15 protein-coding genes and 1 tRNA gene are annotated in these 19,435 nt (G+C 28.6%); 3 read left to right on the top strand and 13 right to left on the bottom strand.

Features of this window, described 5'->3' with window-relative positions; translation table 11 throughout:
* Nucleotides 1–11 precede the first annotated feature (11 nt).
* Complete coding sequence (locus tag CSPA_RS10585) at nt 12–704, bottom strand: iron-sulfur cluster assembly scaffold protein (protein WP_011968823.1); 693 nt, start codon at nt 702–704, stop codon at nt 12–14.
* Nucleotides 705–1,091: 387 nt separating this feature from the next.
* Between CSPA_RS10585 and CSPA_RS10580 the strand changes: the two genes are divergently transcribed.
* Nucleotides 1,092–1,177, top strand: a tRNA-Leu gene (locus CSPA_RS10580).
* Between the two features lie 315 nt (nt 1,178–1,492).
* Here CSPA_RS10580 and CSPA_RS10575 read toward each other — a convergent pair.
* The 8 genes from CSPA_RS10575 to CSPA_RS29740 form a co-directional block, all read right to left on the bottom strand.
* On the bottom strand, nt 1,493–2,878 hold the full coding sequence (locus tag CSPA_RS10575) for an MATE family efflux transporter (RefSeq protein ID WP_015392250.1): 1,386 nt from the start codon (nt 2,876–2,878) through the stop codon (nt 1,493–1,495).
* 89 nt (nt 2,879–2,967) lie between these two features.
* Entirely contained in the window at nt 2,968–4,392 is a 1,425-nt protein-coding gene (purF, locus tag CSPA_RS10570) for an amidophosphoribosyltransferase (RefSeq protein ID WP_015392249.1), read from the bottom strand.
* Nucleotides 4,393–4,453: 61 nt separating this feature from the next.
* Nucleotides 4,454–5,113, bottom strand: a complete 660-nt coding sequence (locus tag CSPA_RS10565; protein WP_015392248.1) for an HAD family hydrolase — start codon at nt 5,111–5,113, stop codon at nt 4,454–4,456.
* 48 nt (nt 5,114–5,161) lie between these two features.
* Nucleotides 5,162–5,842 (bottom strand): dihydrofolate reductase family protein, encoded by a 681-nt coding sequence (locus CSPA_RS10560; RefSeq protein ID WP_015392247.1) that lies wholly within the window; start codon nt 5,840–5,842, stop codon nt 5,162–5,164.
* Between the two features lie 79 nt (nt 5,843–5,921).
* Nucleotides 5,922–7,040 carry a sugar ABC transporter substrate-binding protein gene (locus CSPA_RS10555; protein ID WP_015392246.1) on the bottom strand — a complete coding sequence of 373 codons (1,119 nt, stop codon included), beginning with the start codon at nt 7,038–7,040 and terminating at the stop codon, nt 5,922–5,924.
* A gap of 54 nt (nt 7,041–7,094) precedes the next feature.
* Nucleotides 7,095–9,032, bottom strand: coding sequence for an alpha-amylase family protein (locus CSPA_RS10550; protein WP_015392245.1), 1,938 nt, complete (start codon nt 9,030–9,032; stop codon nt 7,095–7,097).
* A gap of 115 nt (nt 9,033–9,147) precedes the next feature.
* The gene (locus CSPA_RS10545; protein WP_015392244.1) at nt 9,148–10,164 is read right to left on the bottom strand and encodes a zinc-dependent alcohol dehydrogenase; all 1,017 of its coding nucleotides are present in this window, start codon (nt 10,162–10,164) and stop codon (nt 9,148–9,150) included.
* 1,180 nt (nt 10,165–11,344) lie between these two features.
* Complete coding sequence (locus CSPA_RS29740) at nt 11,345–11,515, bottom strand: hypothetical protein (protein ID WP_157228417.1); 171 nt, start codon at nt 11,513–11,515, stop codon at nt 11,345–11,347.
* A gap of 246 nt (nt 11,516–11,761) precedes the next feature.
* Between CSPA_RS29740 and CSPA_RS10535 the strand changes: the two genes are divergently transcribed.
* Together CSPA_RS10535 and CSPA_RS30070 are read left to right on the top strand one after the other, a co-directional pair.
* On the top strand, nt 11,762–12,055 hold the full coding sequence (locus CSPA_RS10535) for a hypothetical protein (RefSeq protein ID WP_015392242.1): 294 nt from the start codon (nt 11,762–11,764) through the stop codon (nt 12,053–12,055).
* Between the two features lie 524 nt (nt 12,056–12,579).
* Nucleotides 12,580–12,741 carry a hypothetical protein gene (locus CSPA_RS30070; RefSeq protein ID WP_015392240.1) on the top strand — a complete coding sequence of 54 codons (162 nt, stop codon included), beginning with the start codon at nt 12,580–12,582 and terminating at the stop codon, nt 12,739–12,741.
* 397 nt (nt 12,742–13,138) lie between these two features.
* Here the strand turns inward: CSPA_RS30070 and glmS are convergent, their stop codons facing one another.
* From glmS to CSPA_RS10515, 4 genes are all read right to left on the bottom strand, one after another.
* Nucleotides 13,139–14,965, bottom strand: coding sequence for a glutamine--fructose-6-phosphate transaminase (isomerizing) (gene glmS / locus CSPA_RS10530; protein WP_015392239.1), 1,827 nt, complete (start codon nt 14,963–14,965; stop codon nt 13,139–13,141).
* A 622-nt stretch (nt 14,966–15,587) separates the two neighbouring features.
* Nucleotides 15,588–16,733: a mannitol-1-phosphate 5-dehydrogenase gene (locus tag CSPA_RS10525; RefSeq protein ID WP_015392238.1), complete on the bottom strand. Its 1,146-nt coding sequence runs from the start codon at nt 16,731–16,733 to the stop codon at nt 15,588–15,590.
* 1 nt (nt 16,734) lies between these two features.
* Nucleotides 16,735–17,175 carry a PTS mannitol transporter subunit IIA gene (locus CSPA_RS10520; protein WP_015392237.1) on the bottom strand — a complete coding sequence of 147 codons (441 nt, stop codon included), beginning with the start codon at nt 17,173–17,175 and terminating at the stop codon, nt 16,735–16,737.
* Nucleotides 17,176–19,224, bottom strand: a complete 2,049-nt coding sequence (locus tag CSPA_RS10515; protein WP_015392236.1) for a BglG family transcription antiterminator — start codon at nt 19,222–19,224, stop codon at nt 17,176–17,178.
* Nucleotides 19,225–19,435 lie beyond the last annotated feature (211 nt).

The following is a 19,435-nucleotide window of genomic DNA, read 5'->3' as shown; positions in this document are numbered from 1 at the left end:
TTTACAAATAATTATTTATGTCTTGGGTCTAATAATTCAGCAGCGTCAGCAACTCTTCCGTATTGACCTTTAGCTTTTTCTAATGCTTCATTAGCATCCATACCTTTAGCGATACTTTCCATCATTTTTCCTAAGTTAACAAACTTATATCCAATGATTTCTTTATCTTCGTCTACAGCAACTTCTGTAACATATCCTTCAGCCATTTCAAGGTATCTTGGTCCTTTAGCTAAAGTTCCATACATAGTACCAACTTGAGATCTTAAACCTTTTCCTAAATCTTCAAGACCTGCTCCTATAGGTAGTCCACCTTCTGAGAATGCAGTTTGAGTTCTTCCATAAACGATTTGTAAGAATAATTCTCTCATAGCTGTGTTTATAGCGTCACAAACTAAGTCTGTGTTTAATGCTTCTAATATAGTCTTTCCTGGTAAGATTTCTGAAGCCATAGCAGCTGAATGAGTCATTCCTGAACATCCAATTGTTTCAACTAATGCTTCTTGGATAATACCATCCTTAACATTTAAAGTTAATTTACAAGCTCCTTGTTGTGGTGCACACCAACCTATTCCGTGAGTTAATCCTGATATATCAGTTACTTCTTTTGATTGAACCCATCTTCCTTCTACAGGAATTGGCGCTGATCCGTGATTAGGACCTTTAGCAAGTACACACATTTCTTCAACTTCTTTTGAATACATCATATATTTTTGCTCCTCCCTAATTAATTAGATAATTACAAATTCTTAATCTTATTTCTAAGCATTAAAATTGTAGCTGGTCATGAAATAACCCGCTGGGGCACATTTCCCCTATTCCTATTCTAGCAAATCATTTGCTTCCCCACAACCTTTATTTAAAAATTTATACACTTTTCTCTACTTTTATTTCAAGATACTCACTTAACATGAATAAATAACATGTATTAGATTTAATTTGCTAAAATATTGTCTAAATATTTCTACAATTATAATTATATAATAAATATCAATAAGTATATATACTAGAATTTTTACTAAAATAAAGAAATTTAAAATTTCCTATTGCTATATTTTTTAAAACGTGATAGAATAACTTTTGTCAGTTGACATGCCGCTGTGATGGAATGGCAGACGTGGTGGACTCAAAATCCTCTGGTAGCGATACCGTGCCGGTTCGAGTCCGGCTAGCGGCACCATTAAAATTGATAGATTGCTGTATTATTTGGTTTAGATGCCTTATAGTGCAGCTTTTTTTATTTTATATGTTTTTTCTAAATTTTCTCCTATTTTGTGAGAGAATTTTTTATCATTCAAACAATTTACCATTACGTTCGCAGATGCTATTTTAGTACTGTAGTCAAAAGGTTAGCCATTGTTATGAATTTAATTATGGATTATATTTTCATATACGCAATATTTATTTAAAACTATTTATTGACTAAAAAAATCAGGAATCTTTTTATTCTCTTGATTTTTCGCTTGTCTGTTTAATATTTCAATATATGTTATAGCTATTTATTTATACTACATTCTCCTGTATTGTTTTCAGTAATATTTGCCATCCATTTTTTTGAATACATCAATTTAAGTCCAATAATTAATCTAGCTAGTTCCTCACTAGAAATTATCAAATAAACCCATTCAATAGGAAGCTTGAAAATAAATGCTGAAATAAATCCAAATGGAACTCCTATTCCCCATGTTCCAAACATATCTAAATATAATGTATACTTAGTTTGTCCACCACTTCTTAAAATTCCACCTCCTATTATCATATTTGAAACTTTAATCCATAATACTAATGCAAACATAATTAATATCTTGATTGTACAATCCTTTAAATCATTAGAGATATTAAATATAACTACATATAATTTTGATAACATAATTAACACAATTCCAAATATTGCTGCACCTACAATACCTAATTTAATAAACTTTCTTGAATATTTAAAAGCCTCTTCATTTTCATTCTTACCAAGTTTATTTCCTATCATAATCCCAGCTGCAACGCTAACACCTGAAAATAAACCAATGCTTAAACTTTGTATTGGAAATGTTAATGTCATTGCTGCAACTTCATCTGTTCCCATTCTCCCATATACAATAGAATACATTGTTTCCCCTACTGCCCATAAAAATTCATTTATTAGTATTGGAGTAGATATAATTATAATTTTCTTAATAAACTCAGCTGATAAGTTAAATATTTCCTTTATTTTAAATGCTCCTGGATATTTTTTTGCATATATGCATGTAAAAAGAATTAAAGCTTCTAAAAGTCTAGTTATAGTTGTAGCATAAGCCGTACCTTGTAATCCCATTGCTCCAAATCCAAACTTACCAAATATAAGAATATAATTTAATAAAGTGTTCATTAGAATACCAAATATTCCTGCAAACATAGGTAGTTTAACATGTTCTGTACTTCTTAAAATCGATGAATACATAGTTATTAAAAGTATTGGTATATATCCAACTGCAATAGTCTTAAGATATTCACTTCCTAATTCAATTACTTTGGCATCTTTTGTATACCAGCTTAATACTTGATTTGGAAATCCAAACGAAAGTAGAGAAAATATTAAAGTTATAAGAAGTCCAATAAATAAATTCCCACCAAATGAGCGTGCTATATTTTCTTTGTCTTTTTTACCCCAAAATTGAGATACCATAATAGAGGTTGAAGCACCAATTGCATTCAAAGTTATAATAAAAATATTAGGAAATCTCGATCCTAACCCAACAGCTGCAATTGCATTTTCTCCCAGTTGTCCTACCATAGCTTGGTCAATAACACTTAAAGAAGCCTGAAACAAGCTTTGAATGGACACCGGTATTGCTATTGCTAACATCGCGCTTAAATATGGGCTCTTTTTAAAAAATTTTTCAATCATGTTTCTTCCTCATTTCCATCTTATTTGCGAGTAACACATATAGTGTTACTCTTTTTTATAATTAACTTTCTTCTTAATATGTAAGCAAGCTAAAAATTACTTAGTTTTTTGGCTAAATTAATTTGTACTTCCTTTAAATATGGATAATCTCCATTAAAACATGCTGTACAAAATTCACATTTATTATTCTGTTTTCTAACAGACTTTAATAAATTTTCAATGCTCATGAAATTTAATGAGTCTGCTGATATATATTTTTTTATATCATCTATAGACTTATTATAGGCTATTAATTCTTTGTTATTTGATGTTGCTACTCCATAAAAACATGAAAATTTTATAGGTGGAGCTGCAATTATAACATGTACTTCTTTTGCTCCAGCTCCTTTCAATTGTTTAACTATACATTTTAATGTTGTACCCCTAACTAATGAATCATCTATTAGTATTAATCTTTTTCCTTTTATATTTTCCTCTATTGGATTTAACTTAATTTTAACAGACATTATTCTTTCACTTTGAGTAGATTGTATAAATGTTCTGCCAATATATTTATTTTTTACAAAGCCTTGTCCATATGGAACTCCACTTTCCTTAGCATATGAGAGTGCCGCTGGTATTCCAGAATCAGGTACACCTACAACCAGATCGGCATCAATATTATATAATTTTGCTAGTTCCCTTCCTATGGCTTCTCTTGCTTTATAAACGCTGATTCCATCTATTTTACTATCTTCTCTTGCGAAATAGATAAATTCAAATACACAAAGCTTTTTTTGTTCTTTCACTTGTTTTTTTATGCTTCTTATTCCTTCCTTATCTATAGTAACCACTTCACCTTGCTCTACATCTCTTATAAATTCAGCACCTATAGAATCTAAAGCACAACTTTCCGATGCTATAATATATGAATTATTTAATTTACCAATACATAGAGGTCGCATCCCTAAAGGATCTCTTACTCCTATAAGTTTATCTTTCGTCATTATAATCAAAGAATATGCTCCTTTTACATTATCCATCATATTTAATATACTATTTTCTATTGATATGCCCTTCTCTTGTTCCTTTAATATCAAATATCCTAGCACTTCTGAATCTATTGATGAATTTAATTTATACTTAGTCAATTGACTTTTCAAAGCATTTGTATTTAAAATATGTCCATTATGAGCAATTGCTAATTTTTTTTCTTCGTTAGCAATTATAAAAGGTTGTGCATTTATACTTGAATTTTGTCCATTCGTTGCATATCTAACATGACCTATAGATAAATTTCCTTTCAAATCATTAAGCAAATCTTCATTAAATACTTCACTTACAGTGCCTAACTCTTTGTGATATTTTATTTTGTCTTGTAGGTGTACTGCTATTCCACAGCTTTGCTGACCTCTATGTTGTAGTGAATATAATCCATAATAAGTTAACTCACTACAATTTAACTCTTTACTGAAATCTATGGCTCCAAAAACTCCGCATTCTTCTTTAAGTTTATCATCTATTTCAAGATTCATTATTAACACCTTCTCCTTAATAATTCTTGGTATCGATACCGAAACAAAATAAATTTATACGCTAAATGTCTAGATATGAACTTATATTAGGGAATTCATTTATTATAATATCTGCATTCTCCAAGTTTTGCTTTCCTGAATGGGGATTTGAAAATCCAATACACTTCATGCCCGCGGCAACAGCTGCATTTACTCCATTTGATGAATCCTCTATTACAACACATTCATTTGGTGCTACATTTAAAAGTTGTGCAACTTTTATAAATATTTCTGGATGAGGTTTACTTTTTTCAACCTCATCTCCACTAACAATAATTTGAAAAAATTTTTTTATATTTAACTTATTTAAAATTATATTTATTAAATCTTTTGGTGATGATGAAGCTAATCCAATTTTTATATCTTTTTCTTTTAAATCTTCTAAAAGCTCTTTTATATTTTTTGTTGGCAAGAGTTCACGTAAGCCTTCCACATGTTTTATAACATATTTTTTATGATAATCCACAATCTTCTCCTTGCTCTGTTTTAAATTATTATCTTTTATAAGCTTTTCCCACATATTTTCCAAGCTAGTACCAACCAAAGCTTCATGTTGCTCTTTAGACACATTTACTTTGAAGTATGAAAATAAATATCTTTCTATTTCAAAATACATAGGTTCACTATCAACAAGAACTCCATCCATATCAAATATAACTGCCTTAGTACATTGTTTATTCAATTTTACCTCCTTGATTCCGTATATTATGTTACTAGATAATCTTATACTTTAAATCACAAATTTTGCTAGCTGCTTTTTTCTTTTAAATCTTAGCATACTGTAATTTTTTCTTGGTTTACACTCTAAAAATTCAAATTTCTTTAATGACTCTATATCTTTGAATCCTTCCCCATCTACTAGTGAAACATTGTCATATCCACCTATTATTACTGGTAATTGCATAAGTATTATTTCATCTACTAGATTTTCTTCAAAAAGTGTCCAATTTAAATATCCACCTCCTTCGAGCATTATACTTTTTATATTAAATTCCTTTTCTAAATGTTTAAATAAATTTGTAAAATCTACTTTGTCTTTTCCAAAAACTAAACATTCTTTACCTATACTTTTTATATAATCTATTTTTTCGTCATCCTTTCCATCCTCTGTTGTTACCACTATTGTCTTTTCGTTATCAGTAAAAATATTTGAAGAAAAATCTAAATCCATTTTACTTGTTGGAACTATTCTTATTGGATTTCTATTTTCTTGATATCTATTAGTCAAAAATGGATTATCTGTATCTATAGTTTTTTTACCAACCATTATACCATTAACTTTTCCTCTAAACTCATGAATAAATTTTTTATCATTATCATCTAAAAGAGTAAATAAATCTTTACTAGAACTCCCTGCTCCTAATGTTAGTTTTCCATCTATTGATACTTGACTAAAAAGTGTTACTTTCATATTTACACATCCTTCTTCTTATTATTCCCGTGTTGTGTACCTCCTAAGAAATATTAATTATTATTACAGATGCCTTAAATTATTTTTTATACATTACAGTTTTTACTATGTCATCTATTGAAATTGAATTATTCTTTAACATTTTCAATCCATTTTCTATATCATCCCATATTTCTCTCATTTTAAAGTTTACTGGAATTGTTTCACTAAAATTAAGTTGTTCTAAAATACCTTTTTTAGTTTCAGATCCATTTTGTTTAACTTCTTCAATTATTTTTTTATTAACAGGTATTCTATTTACTCCATTTAATAGCCTTAGTTGACACTCATCACTCATCATGTATTTTACAAGTTCCATTATAGGTTTTTTATATTCTGATTCCAATGAATCACAAGGAAATACCCATCCTATAGTTGAGGTAGTTACCTTTGCTTGCTTGCCCCTTATAGTTGGTATTAAACATACACCTAATATATCTTCACATTCTTCAAGTAAATAATTATATACCCATTCTCCATTCATCATGCATGCTATCTTTCCATCAATAAAATTACTTAACATAGCATCAGTTGCCTTATAATGAACAATTATGCCTTCTTGTATTTGTTCTCTTAAAAATGAAAATGTTTCTTTTAAGGCTTCATAATCTAATTCTAAATTTTTATCTTTAATTGGCCATCCACCAAAAGCTGATAAAAATGGTATAAACCAATAAGGTATTTCCATATCAACAGCTATTGGAATAATTCCCTTTTCTTCAAAGCCAGCCTTCATTTTTCTTAAATCTTCAAAATCCTTTGGAATATCTTTTAATATCTTCTTGTTATAATATATAACTTCATTATTTCCACCTAATATAGGTACACCATATTGTTTCCCTTTATAGCTCATTGTTTCATATATTTTCTTATCAGCATATCCATTAAATAGCAATTCTGGCACCTCTGAAAATAATCCTTTCTCTGCAAATACAGTTAAATCTGATGGTATAAATGCCATATGTGGACCATTTTTTGTTTTATGAATGGCACTGAGCCCTTTTATAAAATCTACTATATTCATCATTTTAAGTTTAAAATTTACGTTTGTTCTTTCGCTTACTTCTCTAGTTATATCTTCTAATAAACGTAATGTTGTATCTGCCTTTCCATCAAATTCATGCCATATTATTACTTCATTTTTATCTACAATGCTCATTATTCATTCCTCCACATATCATATAATATTTTCAGTTTTTCAATTCAAATACTTTTAATTGATTTTACAATTACCAACTAAAACAATAGCTTGTCCAGGTTTTAGCATATCAGATTCATTATTTAATACTCTTCTTTGATCATTTTCTACACTGTTTATAACAATTTTAGGATTTTCTATAAAGTTAATTGACTCATTTAGTATTATTTTTTTTTCATTATTCATATTTAAGTTAAATAATAATACAAGAGCTTTCCTTCCATTCTTATAAGCATATATAATTACTTCACTTGAGGAACTTAAAATTTCAAAATATTCGGAATTTAATAGAGATAAATATTCACTTTTACACTCTTTTAAGTCCTTCAATAACTGAAGCATTGCTTGAGCATTTTTATTAGTCCATTCAATCTTCATTTTATTAAAAAATGCTCTTGGTATTTCTGCTCCATTTGTATTATCTGCTAACCCACAATTTATAGGTTCATCCTCATTTACTTCTCCACCTGTAGTTATAAAAGGAACTACATTGGGTATAAACATATTAAATACTGCAATTGAACGAGCTAATTGAATTCCACCATTTCTAGTTACAATTCTTGGAGTATCAGCAGTTTCAGCACATCCAAATACTTTAATCTTCATGTCCCGTAATTCTGTTAAGAAATTAATTAGATTATCTTTACTTATCCTTGACACTTCTAACCATTCACTTCCCAACATTATATTGTATCCACTTTCATAAGCTCTTTCATGATTTCTATTAAATAAATCTTCACTCATAAATATTGCATTAGGTTTTATCTCTTTTACAACATTAAATAAATGATTTAATAGCTTTTGAGGTAAAGTGTGTCCTATATCTACTCTTATCCCATCTATATCATATTTAGTGATATTATGGCGTAAAACATCTTCAAAAAGTCGCCATAAACCATAATTAGGCTCTCTTCCAGGAAACCTATTAGCTTTTATAGTATCAAACATGACATAAGGTGCTTGATTCTCACTTAAAAATTTTTTAGCTTCTGGATATACGTCTATATATATTTTCAAAAATGTGATATCTGTCCAAATCGGCTGTACATCATTTACCCAGTCTGAGTGTGCAGGCGGAGTTGTTATTTTCATTTCCTTTTCAACTAGCAATAACAGATCTTCTCCTGTTCTTTCAGATTGTTCTTTTAATCTTTTCCACAAACTACTATCTAATTTATCTGGCGACTTAGAAAATTTACTTAAATGAATCTTAGTTTCTTCTGATTTATATATTATTTCTAAATTATCGTGAGTACATTCCTCAAAAAATCCTAACTCTGGTATATTAGGCACTTTAAAATCATTTATATATTCTTTTTTTATCCAATACACCCAGTCTGGATGATCTTTTATTATATCACTGTTACGCGCAGTAACCCTTGGTATAAAATCATTAACTACCCTTATTCCTAAAAGGTGACATGCCTCTACTAAAGATGCAAATTCATCATCAAGTGTGAAATCATACATGTCATCCAACATATCATCATGTAAATTTTCATCTAGTTTAAAATAATTTTTTATTGCAAACGGTCCGCCAATATCCCCTTTTATATATAATTCGCTGTATTCCGTTATAGGAAGCAAGTATAATATATCTATTCCTATATTCTTTAACATTGGTAACAATATAATCGTTTTTAAAAAGGTTCCCATTTCTAATTTTCCATCATGGTTATAATCCCAAGCAGTAGAATATCTAACTAGTGAACAGTAAATAGAGCTCTTATCAAAATTATTATCCATTGGAAGATTATAATTTTTTGATTTTAAAAATTGTATTAAATTAGAAATATATTCATAAGCATCAACTTTAATTTCATTTTCATTTTCACACAATATATTTTGAAAACATATAGTATTCCAAACTTTAGGTATCCATACTAGATATTGATCTTTAGATATTTTGCTTTTCACAAACTTATCTATTTTACTTAAATTACTTATCTTCATAATTTTTCTCCTTTCGATTCCTAAAATTACGGATCTTGATTAAATAAAATATAAATAAAGTATTTATATTTGAATAACTGCTTATTACTAAATTTAATTCATATTAAAATTTGTTTTACTGGAATTCAAAAACTGTTTTCACAGATTCCATATCACCAGATAGCAGTTCTTTAAATGCTTCTTTGCTTTTTTCTATAGGGTATATCTTAGTCACCAATCCTTCCAGATTTTCCAACTTTGTAGCGCATTTTATAGCTTTTTCAAACATTAAATTATATTCTCCAGCACCTATTATTCTTATTCCATTATTTTGATAATGAGCAGGATTAAATTTGAAATTATATGAAGTATCTATTCCTAATATGACAATTCTCCCTTCTTTTTCTATCATAGCCTCACATATTTCCATTTGATTTCCCACTGCATCTATAATTACATCAAATTTTTTGCCATCATTTATTTTTTTTACTTTTTCTGTTGTTAATTCTCCTGGATAATATGCATAATCTACAAATCTTTGTGAAATTCTTTTTCTAAAATCATTTTTTTCAATGCTTACTGTAAGCCCAGCTATTCTTTTACAAATCAATTGACAAAGCATCCCCATTGGTCCAGAACCTATAATAAGCACAGAATCTTCTGGCTGTATGTTTGCAGCTTTAATATTATGAAGTACACAAGCTAATGGTTCAACTAATACTGCAGCTTCTAAACTTAAATCGTCTGGTATTTTATATACAAAAGTTTCATCACATACAAAATATTTTACAAATAATCCATCCTTATTCATTCCGGCAACAGCTAACTTGCCATTATCACCTTCACAAAAATTAGTTTGATCATTTCTACAATAAAAGCATTTCCCACAGTATTGATTAGGATCAATAACTACCCTATCATTAACTTTTACATTTTTCACATTAACCCCAACTTCTGTTACTATACCAACTGCTTCATGACCTCTAATAATATCTGATTTACATTCTAAATTTCCTTTTAAAACTTGTAAATCTGTTCCGCATATTCCTGAATATTTTATTTCAATTTTAACTTCACATTTGGAACAAATTCGCGGTTCATTAACCTCCCTTACTTCGATTTCTCTGTTTTTGTTAAAAATTAATCCTTTCAACTTAAAACCTCCATTCTAAATTTAATCAGGCACATAAAAGAAAATAACAAATCGAATATGCACTGTATATTTTTTCTTAATCAAAGTGCACTTGAAGTTTAACTAGATTCAGGTAGAATATAAAATTCATTTGAGATATTTCACTTTATGTCAAACTAGTATGTAGGTTTGCCCATAGTAAAAGATATTAGTATAACTCGTCGACATAACATTTCAAAAATATACAAATGTATTGATCTGCCACTCATTAAATTTGCCTTAATATTATTATGTTTGATTTTCTCAATCACAATTTCATTGTAGCTCGTTCCTATTATGGTTTATACTGTAAAATATTATAAAATATAACTTAATTTTTCAGCTTATTCTACAGTTTTTTCCTGTAAATGTTTAGATTTTTTTAATTATTTTAAATTGTTTTAAATTTTATTGTATAATATTGGTGGAACCCCCTAATGCAAACGTTTACCATTTTACGGCATTATTTCTATTATTTTACATAAGTGTTTTTTATCACATATTGCTTTTTTAATGTTTTAGTTAAGATTAAACGGAATAATTCAGTTAATATCTCCGTAAAGTTTTCAAATAATGATAAAGTAGCTGTGCCACGTTCTCTTTTAATCACATTCTCACAAAGCACATTCCTCTCAAGTGTTGATATAACTGGCTTTAAAAATTTGAAACTTCTATACTTTCCTATACAATAAAAAATAGGCATTCATTTCTGAACACCTAATCTAAAAAAATGATACCTTTTTCACAGTATCCCTTAATCTGTGATTTTATTGTTTCTTTCACTTTATATCAATAATCATAGAAACATTGATCTAATTCTTTTATACATTTATTGCGAATCTAAAAACGCTTTTCTTCCTGTTATTTCTTATAAATATCATTAGTTTCAGTTAATCTATTCAATGTATATTGTCATATGTAAATAAGCTAAAGATGTAAATATTCAGGGTATTAACTATAGGCAAAAGACAAAAATCCTGCTAAGACGAAAAAATACCTATATCATATTTAGCTGATATGATTGGTACTTCTCGTCAAAATTAAACTAATAAATTAAATCGAGATAATTTTTCAGAACAGGAACTAATAGAAACTGCTATTGCTCTTGAATGCAAGTTTGAAGGATTTTTTATTTTTGATAATGGAGATAAAATTATATCATTTAAATTTGAACTTTTAATTTTTCTTTATATTCCTCGTAATCCTCACTAAGAACATATTCAATAATCTTATTTAGCTGTACACAATAACGAACAACATAATTAGGAACATTATTACTTAACATAAATTTCTTGAAACTATCTAAGGTTTCTATAAAGCTTTTATCCATCATAATCTTATCAGATACAGTTAGTTATTAAGATGAGCCAGCATCAAATCCATAGGATTCAATTGAATTCTCCTAGTCATTTATTTAATGGTTTTATTATGCGTTGAAAAAAAAGTTTATACTAAATTAATATTTTATACCAATAATCTAAATCAACAATTTCTTCATTATTTCTAAAAATTCTAAGTATATATCTAGAATGAATTTTCTGAGTTTGGTATAATTAGTTTGTATAAAGGTGGTGAGACGATGAAAGTTGAATTTTGTTATGCTGATGGTGGTCAAGTTAAAGTCGTTCAAGACTCAGAAGAAATAAAAGATATTTTAAATATTGTAACCAAAGAAGGTTCTAAGGTTCATATATTTAATCAACAGCAGGAAAATTTATATGGATATGTAAGTGAAGTTTTATACCAAATAGATCAAGATACTGGAGAAGCCTTCTTGTCAATATATATTGCAGAAGAATTTAAATACACAACGCAAGGTCGTATTTTAAATAAGCTGTCAGCTATAGAAAAGAAGATAGAAGAATTATGTTAAAACCAAGATATTCCTTAAATTCACGACTTAAATGATCAATGTCATTTAGTTAACAAAATGACATTGATATCGTTCAAAAGAGCAAGGTATAAAAATATATCTTGCTCTTTTTTAACAATAAACACTTGACAAATATATAGAAAAATGCGGTGCAGCCTCTTAAATATATAAAAATTTAAGGAAGTCTCATCAATGATTAAGTACTCAGAAATTGTAAAATACAAGCTAACATATATTATTAAAGAAATGGGAGAATCAACTGAGCTTTTCGTTAAAAATCCTGGCAAGGGTTTTACTCGAAACCGTAAATTGACATTTTAATATGTTATAAATTTATTATTATCCATTGGAGGTAATAGCATTTATAAAGAACTACTTGAGTATTTTAAATATGACGCTAAGACAACTACATCTTCTGCCTTCGTTCAGCAGAGGGGGGGAAAATATTACCATCAGCATTAGAATATTTATTTACAGCATTTACTAATTCTTTTGATAATTATAAAATATTTAATGGATATAGATTGCTAGCAGCAGATTACTCAAAACTTAATATATCTCATAATCCAGAAGATGCTGATACTTATACTAAATGTCAAGATAATGCAAAGGGATTTAATTTGATACACCTAAATGCATTATTTGACTCATGTAATAAAGTATATACTGATATTCGTAATGACTAGCTTTCTTGAAGGAATACCTATATAACCACTTGCTCACCCCCCGCATAGCATGGGGGGGTCTTTTAACGCTAAAGCACACAATAAAAAAGACAAGGTATTTATTCCCAAATACCCTATCTTCATTATACTTTAAAACTTACAATATTACTTTATTTTTACATAACAGCCTTAATAAAATTTATGAAGCAATAAAATAAAACATAGAGTAATATAACAATATTGTTCTTATTACTCTATGCCTTATATATTTTATATCATCAACTTTTAAACAAACTTTATTGCTTACAGCAAATACATAATTGTGACAATGCTAATTATAATCATTATGACAATATTAATTATAGCATATGACAACATTAATTATAACTCACAACAGTAAAATATTTTAACCTACTAATTATTCAACAGTTACTGATTTAGCTAAGTTTCTTGGCTTATCTATATCGCAGCCTTTATTCTTAGCTGTGTAATAAGCTAAAAGTTGTAATGCAATTATAGCTACTATTGGTGAAACCAAGTTATAAAGTTCTGGAATTCTGATTACTTTATCGAAAATTGATTCATCTAATACATCATTTTCATAAGCAATACCAATTACTTCTGCTCCTCTAGCCTTAACCTCAACTATATTACTTATCATTTTTTCTCTAAGTGACCTTTGAGTTAATAGAGCTATTACTTTAGTTCCTTTTTCTATTAGTGCAATTGTTCCATGTTTCAACTCTCCGCCAGCATAAGCTTCTGAATGGATATATGAAATTTCTTTTAGCTTTAATGATGCTTCTATACATAATGCATAATCAGCACCTCTTCCTAAGTAAAATACATCTTTTTCATTAGCTAAAAGATTTGCAGTTTCTTCTATTTCGTTTGCTTTATCTAAAATTATTTGAACTTTTTCAGGTACTAATAATAAAGCTTCCCTTAATTCTTTATCTAATTCCTTAGTCATTAATCCCCTTAATTCACTAAAATACATTGCCATTAAATACATTACAACTACTTGTGTTGTATATGCTTTAGTAGAAGCTACAGCTATTTCTGGACCTGCCATTGTATAGATTACATTGTCAGCTTCTCTAGAAATACTACTTCCTACAACATTAGTTATAGCCAAAGTTCTAGCTCCAACTTTCTTACAATCTCTAAGAACTGCTAATGTATCAGCAGTTTCTCCTGATTGACTTAATGTAATTACAAGAGATTTATTAGTTACCAATGGATCTTTATATCTAAATTCCGATGCTATATCAACTACAACTGGAATTTTTGCTAATTTCTCAATAGCTACACTTCCCATTAGCCCTGCATTATATGCAGTTCCACAAGCTACTATAAAGATTCTATCTATTTTATCAAGATCTTCCTTAGATAATTTAAAATCTTCAAAGTTAATGTCATTATTCATTGATAATCTTGAAGCCAATGTATCTTTAATAGCTTTTGGTTGCTCATTAATTTCTTTTAGCATAAATGAATCATACCCACCTTTTTCAGCAGCATCCTCATTCCAAGTTACTTTGAAAACATCTTTCTTTATTTCTGTTCCATCACCGCTTAAAATTTTAGCTCCATCCTTAGTTATAACAACAAATTCTCTATCTTCTAAAAGATAAATATCTCTTGTATAACTTATTATTGCTGGAATATCTGAAGCAATAAATGTTTCACCTTGTCCTAAGCCTACAATTAATGGACTATCCTTTCTTACTGCTACTAATTTATCTGGTTCTTGTCCACTTATTACTCCTAAAGCATAACTTCCCTCTAATCTTTCAGTTGCCTTTACTACTGCTTGAAAAAGATCTCCTTTATAGTAATAGTGAATTAAATTTGGTATTACTTCAGTATCTGTTTGAGATATAAATTCATATCCTTGTCCTTTAAGCCATTGTCTTAATTCTAGATAGTTTTCTATAATTCCATTGTGAACTACAGTAATATCTCCTTTTGAACTTTGGTGTGGATGTGAATTAATATCTGATGGCTCGCCATGAGTTGCCCATCTAGTATGACCGATACCAACTGTGCCTTCAGCTTTATTGCCATCTAAATTCTCTGTTAAATTAGCAAGACGACCTTTATGCTTGACTATATTTACCTTACCTTCATTAACTACAGCAATGCCGGCTGAATCATAACCTCTATACTCCAACTTTGATAATCCATCTACTAAGAAATTTTTTGCTGTCTTGTCTCCAAAATATCCAACTATTCCGCACATATTTATTCTTCCTCTCTTCTTTACATATTAAATTTTAATCCTCTTTTAATTCCATCCTAGCAAAAAATAAAAAGGCATAATAATCCTAGGAATTAAAACTAAAACAAAGGTTTTAACACCAGACTGAACTTGTGCTGTAAATCACTTTACAGTTTTACCAGTCGTTTACGGTAGTGCGATACCGTGGGGCACCCGCCGAAGTTTCGATACTCCCCAACCTCGTCAACATAAGTGAAACTCCAAATCTTCGATTTGATTAGTTGAGCTTACTCAGCAAACGAATGTGAGTCTAGTTTCCTTTAAAAAGATTCTATCATCTAAATTCTTTTTCTTAAAAACTAACTCGCTAAAAATTCGCTTTAAGCTAAATTCCACTTAGTCCTGGCGCTTTTTTTACATACAAATTACTCTTCCCTTAAGCCTCACCTCCACACTTTCTTTTATGCCTACTGAGTATTTTATCATATTATCTTCAATTGTCTATATAATATTATATATATTCAAATATTACTTTTTTATTACAAAATCCATTATAAATCTTATTTGCATACTTATGGAAGATTGACCATTAATGTATAATATAACAATATATTTAAGGTGGATAGAAATCCACCTTAAGCTCTTATACTTCTAAAATATCTGTATAAGCTTTTTCTATCCTTTCTAGCAAGTCATTATCATTTATATTTGCTATCTCTGCCACAGCATCTTTTATTCCTTTTTCATCTATCAATTCTTGTAATTTTGTACTTTGTGGTTCTTCTCCATTCTTATAATGAAGCGCTGCACCTATTCCTAATAATAGGTTGTCCACATTTAAATTGAATCCCCTAGCAGTCATTAATGGCTTAATTAGTCTATCATTTTCACTTAATTTTCTAAGAGGTTCCCTTCCAACTCTTGATACATCATCCTTTAAATAAGGATTTTTAAATCTTCCAATTATTTTATCAATGTATTTAAGATGAACTTCCTTATCAAATTTATGTTTTTCTACTAACCCCATTCCACTTTCTGTCATAGCTTTTTTAACAATATTATATATTTTTTCATCAGCTATACTTTCATCTATAGTGTTATATCCTTTTAAATTTCCGATATATGCTGTAATAGCATGACCAGTATTTAATGTGAATAGTTTTCTTTCTATATATGCCATTAAATTATCTGCTAAGTTCATACCTTCTATTTCTGGAATTGTTCCTTTAAAAGCTTTTTCTTCAACATTCCATTCATGGAATTTCTCAACTACCACATCTAGAATATTTTCACTTTTAACTGGTGGAACTATTCTGTCTACTGAACAATCTGGGAATCCAACAAATTCTTCTAAGTAAACAATTTCTCCTTCATCTAGGTACTTCTCAACTTCTGCCTTTAACTGAGAGCTTGCTTTTATGGCATTTTCACACGCGATGATATTCAATGGAGTTTTAATTCCGGCTTCTTTTCTAAGCTTTATTCCTCTAGCAATTGTTGGGGCTATTCTTGGCAAAACTACAAGCCCCACTGCTGTTGTTATAATTTCAGCTTCCTTTATCTCCTCTAAAATCTCATTATTTATTGAAATAACTCCACTTATGTTTTCAACTACTATTTCTTCACACTCTACATCCATAACATGTATTGTATACTTTTTATCTACGTTAATTTTATCAATTATTTCTTTATTTACGTCTGCAAAAACTACATTATACCCTGCTTTGGAAAGTAATGCACCTATGAATCCTCTTCCTATATTTCCTGCACCAAATTGAATTGCTTTCATTTTACATCTCTCCCTCTTCTATAATTTTAATTATTTCTTCTGAAGATTTTGCATTTCTAAGTCTTTCAACATTTTCTTCGTATTGAACAGTTAGTGCTATTTTCGATAATATTTCCATATGTTCATCACCTTTTCCAGCTATTCCAATTACTATATATGCTGTGTTCCCATCACCAAAATCTACTCCATCAGGATATTGTGCTATAACTATTCCTGACTCAAGTATTTCTTTTTTATATTCATTCATACCATGAGGTATTGCTACGCCATTTCCCATATAAGTTGTAACTTCTGCATCTCTAGCTTTCATTCCCTCTATATAATTATCTTTAACATATCCGCCACTAATTAAAAGATGACCTACTCTTTCTATTGCCTTATCCTTAGATTCTGATTTTACATTTAATACTATTCCGTCTTTTGCTAATATTCCTTTTTCCATTTAATCTTCCTCCTCGTTATTAATGATATTAATTAAATAATCTCTAATCTCTATAGCATTACCTGACTTTAAAACCTTTACAAATTCTTTCTTTTCTATTAAGGATGCACTTATCTTTCCAAGAATTTTAAGTATATAATTACTTTCATCATTTCTCGCAAACATAACTATAAATGTATCTACCTTCTCTTCTGAAAACCCCACACTTTTCATTGAAAGAGGGTTGTTAATCCTATATACTCCTACAAATGGCCTTACTATTTCATCGCTTCTAGTATGAATAAGTGCTACACTAGTTTCGGGAATAACTACATTCCCTTTTTCTTCTCTTTTAAAAATAAGCTTTCTTATTATTTCCTTATCTTTACCAATATTTATTTCATGAATATCTTCTACAATAAAATTTATCAAATCAACAAATGACTCACTGTTTGATTTTTTTAATTGAAAATTTTTAACCATAGTATTAGCCAATTCATATTCATTACTTGTAACCCCATCATCTTCGGCTTCAGCAAATAGCTCTAGTTCTTCTCTATTATTAACTTTAAAATTAGATATAAAATTGCCAATCTTATCTATATCAGTTTCCGTCATAAAATGTGAAATTACAATTAAATTATCTTTCATCTTTAAGTTTACTGGTACTGTTGACAATATCAAATCATAATTATTTTTATCGATAGTATTATTAATGTCGTGTAGTGATACTACATCAATAATTCCTATTTCGCTAAAAAGTTCTTTTATTTTATTACATAAGATTCTTGAGCTTCCTATACCACTTGGACATATTACAAGCACTTTAATATTTCCTAACATTGCTTGCTGCTTTTGTATTGCAACAGCAATATGCATGGTTATATATCCCGCTTCTTCTGGTGGAATTTTTAAATTATATCTAGAAAATATTAATCTACAAGTATTTTTTATAACTGAATATAAATTTGTATAATGCTCTTTTATTTCATTAATTAATGGATTTATTACTTTTAATCCTAAATTTAACATATAAAATGTTTGTCTAAAATGTTGGGCCAAATCCTTTATTAATTGCCCATCCTCTGCAATATTAACATGTATTTTTTTTGATACTTCTTCCGTAACTTCCTTAGCTATATTCTCATAATTAATGTCTGATTCTACAAATTGCTCATTACTAATGTAATATTTATAGTCACTTAAGTACAAGCACAAATAAACAAGTTCATCTTCAGTTATATGTATATTTTTTTCTTGTAATAATTCACCTAAGTACTGTATTTTCTTATATTCCTCTAATGATAAGATATTTTCTTTAATATGGTTAGGTAAATATATATTTTCTCCATTTTTTGTCTTTTTTATTGATAGTAATAATTGGATAAATAGACTGAAATACTTTACATCATTTCCCTTAAGGTAACCTAAATCATTATCTTTTAATATATCTTTTATTAATTTAATATCTTCACTTCCAAAAATAATATTAAAAAAATTCTTAATTATAGGATCAACTTTTTCATCATAAAGGAATGCTAATAGATCCTCAAATGGTTTAAATTCAAAAATCAATTCCACTAATGCATTTCTTTTATTCCATTCTGATCCTTGAATACTTATGCCATAACTTCTCTTCCTAATAATGCATAAGTTCTTAGAAATAAGCCTTTCTTCAATACTATCTATATCTAGACTTATGCTTCCCATTACAACATTAAATTTGTGAGAAAAATATGAAGCCTTTAATGGTTCCTTACTAACTAACAATTCACATATAATTACTACTTGTCTTTGCTCTTTGCTAAACAGCCACGGAATCGGAACTATTTCCAATGATTTCTTTATATCTTCTATATTTTCTTTTTTACCTGAAATGCTTAAATTCATATTTTCATCATTAAATATAGTCACACTATTTTTTTTCAACCTTTTATTAATAGAAGAAATTTCTCTTAAAATAGTTCTTTCACTGATATCAAGATCTTTATGAAGTCGCTTAATATTAAAAGTTTCTTCATTTAACACTGTGTTCAATATAAATTGCTGTCTCGGCGTTAAACTATTCATAATATATCACCTGACTTACTTTTTATTTTTTATATTCACAAACTGATCATATTTGTAATATTCTATTTTCATGAATGCTTGAATCATTATTGGCTGTAATTTTTTAGTTTCTTTAAAAATAGATTTTCCAATCACAAAAAATTCCATGCATCCATTAGAAACAAAATCATTAACTTGACACAGACTTATTTCAAGTTTTTATATCATTTTA

The organism is Clostridium saccharoperbutylacetonicum N1-4(HMT) (genome assembly GCF_000340885.1).
Lineage (GTDB): Bacteria > Bacillota > Clostridia > Clostridiales > Clostridiaceae > Clostridium > Clostridium saccharoperbutylacetonicum.
Note: the sequence above shows the minus strand (reverse complement) of the source record. Positions and strands in the feature narration are given on the sequence as shown.

Excerpts from the sequence above, each read along its gene's own strand:
- CSPA_RS10585 (WP_011968823.1), bottom strand. The coding sequence starts at position 704 with ATGATGTATTCAAAAGAAGTTGAAGAAATGTGTGTACTTGCTAAAGGT.
- CSPA_RS10515 (WP_015392236.1), bottom strand. The coding sequence starts at position 19,224 with ATGAATAGTTTAACGCCGAGACAGCAATTTATATTGAACACAGTGTTA.
- CSPA_RS10520 (WP_015392237.1), bottom strand. The coding sequence starts at position 17,175 with ATGGAAAAAGGAATATTAGCAAAAGACGGAATAGTATTAAATGTAAAA.
- purF (WP_015392249.1), bottom strand. The coding sequence starts at position 4,392 with ATGAATCTTGAAATAGATGATAAACTTAAAGAAGAATGCGGAGTTTTT.
- glmS (WP_015392239.1), bottom strand. The coding sequence starts at position 14,965 with ATGTGCGGAATAGTTGGATATTTTGGAGACAAGACAGCAAAAAATTTC.
- CSPA_RS10535 (WP_015392242.1), top strand. The coding sequence starts at position 11,762 with ATGAAAGTTGAATTTTGTTATGCTGATGGTGGTCAAGTTAAAGTCGTT.
- CSPA_RS10555 (WP_015392246.1), bottom strand. The coding sequence starts at position 7,040 with ATGAGCATTGTAGATAAAAATGAAGTAATAATATGGCATGAATTTGAT.
- CSPA_RS10560 (WP_015392247.1), bottom strand. The coding sequence starts at position 5,842 with ATGAAAGTAACACTTTTTAGTCAAGTATCAATAGATGGAAAACTAACA.
- CSPA_RS10550 (WP_015392245.1), bottom strand. The coding sequence starts at position 9,032 with ATGAAGATAAGTAATTTAAGTAAAATAGATAAGTTTGTGAAAAGCAAA.
- CSPA_RS29740 (WP_157228417.1), bottom strand. The coding sequence starts at position 11,515 with ATGATGGATAAAAGCTTTATAGAAACCTTAGATAGTTTCAAGAAATTT.
- CSPA_RS10525 (WP_015392238.1), bottom strand. The coding sequence starts at position 16,733 with ATGAAAGCAATTCAATTTGGTGCAGGAAATATAGGAAGAGGATTCATA.
- CSPA_RS10575 (WP_015392250.1), bottom strand. The coding sequence starts at position 2,878 with ATGATTGAAAAATTTTTTAAAAAGAGCCCATATTTAAGCGCGATGTTA.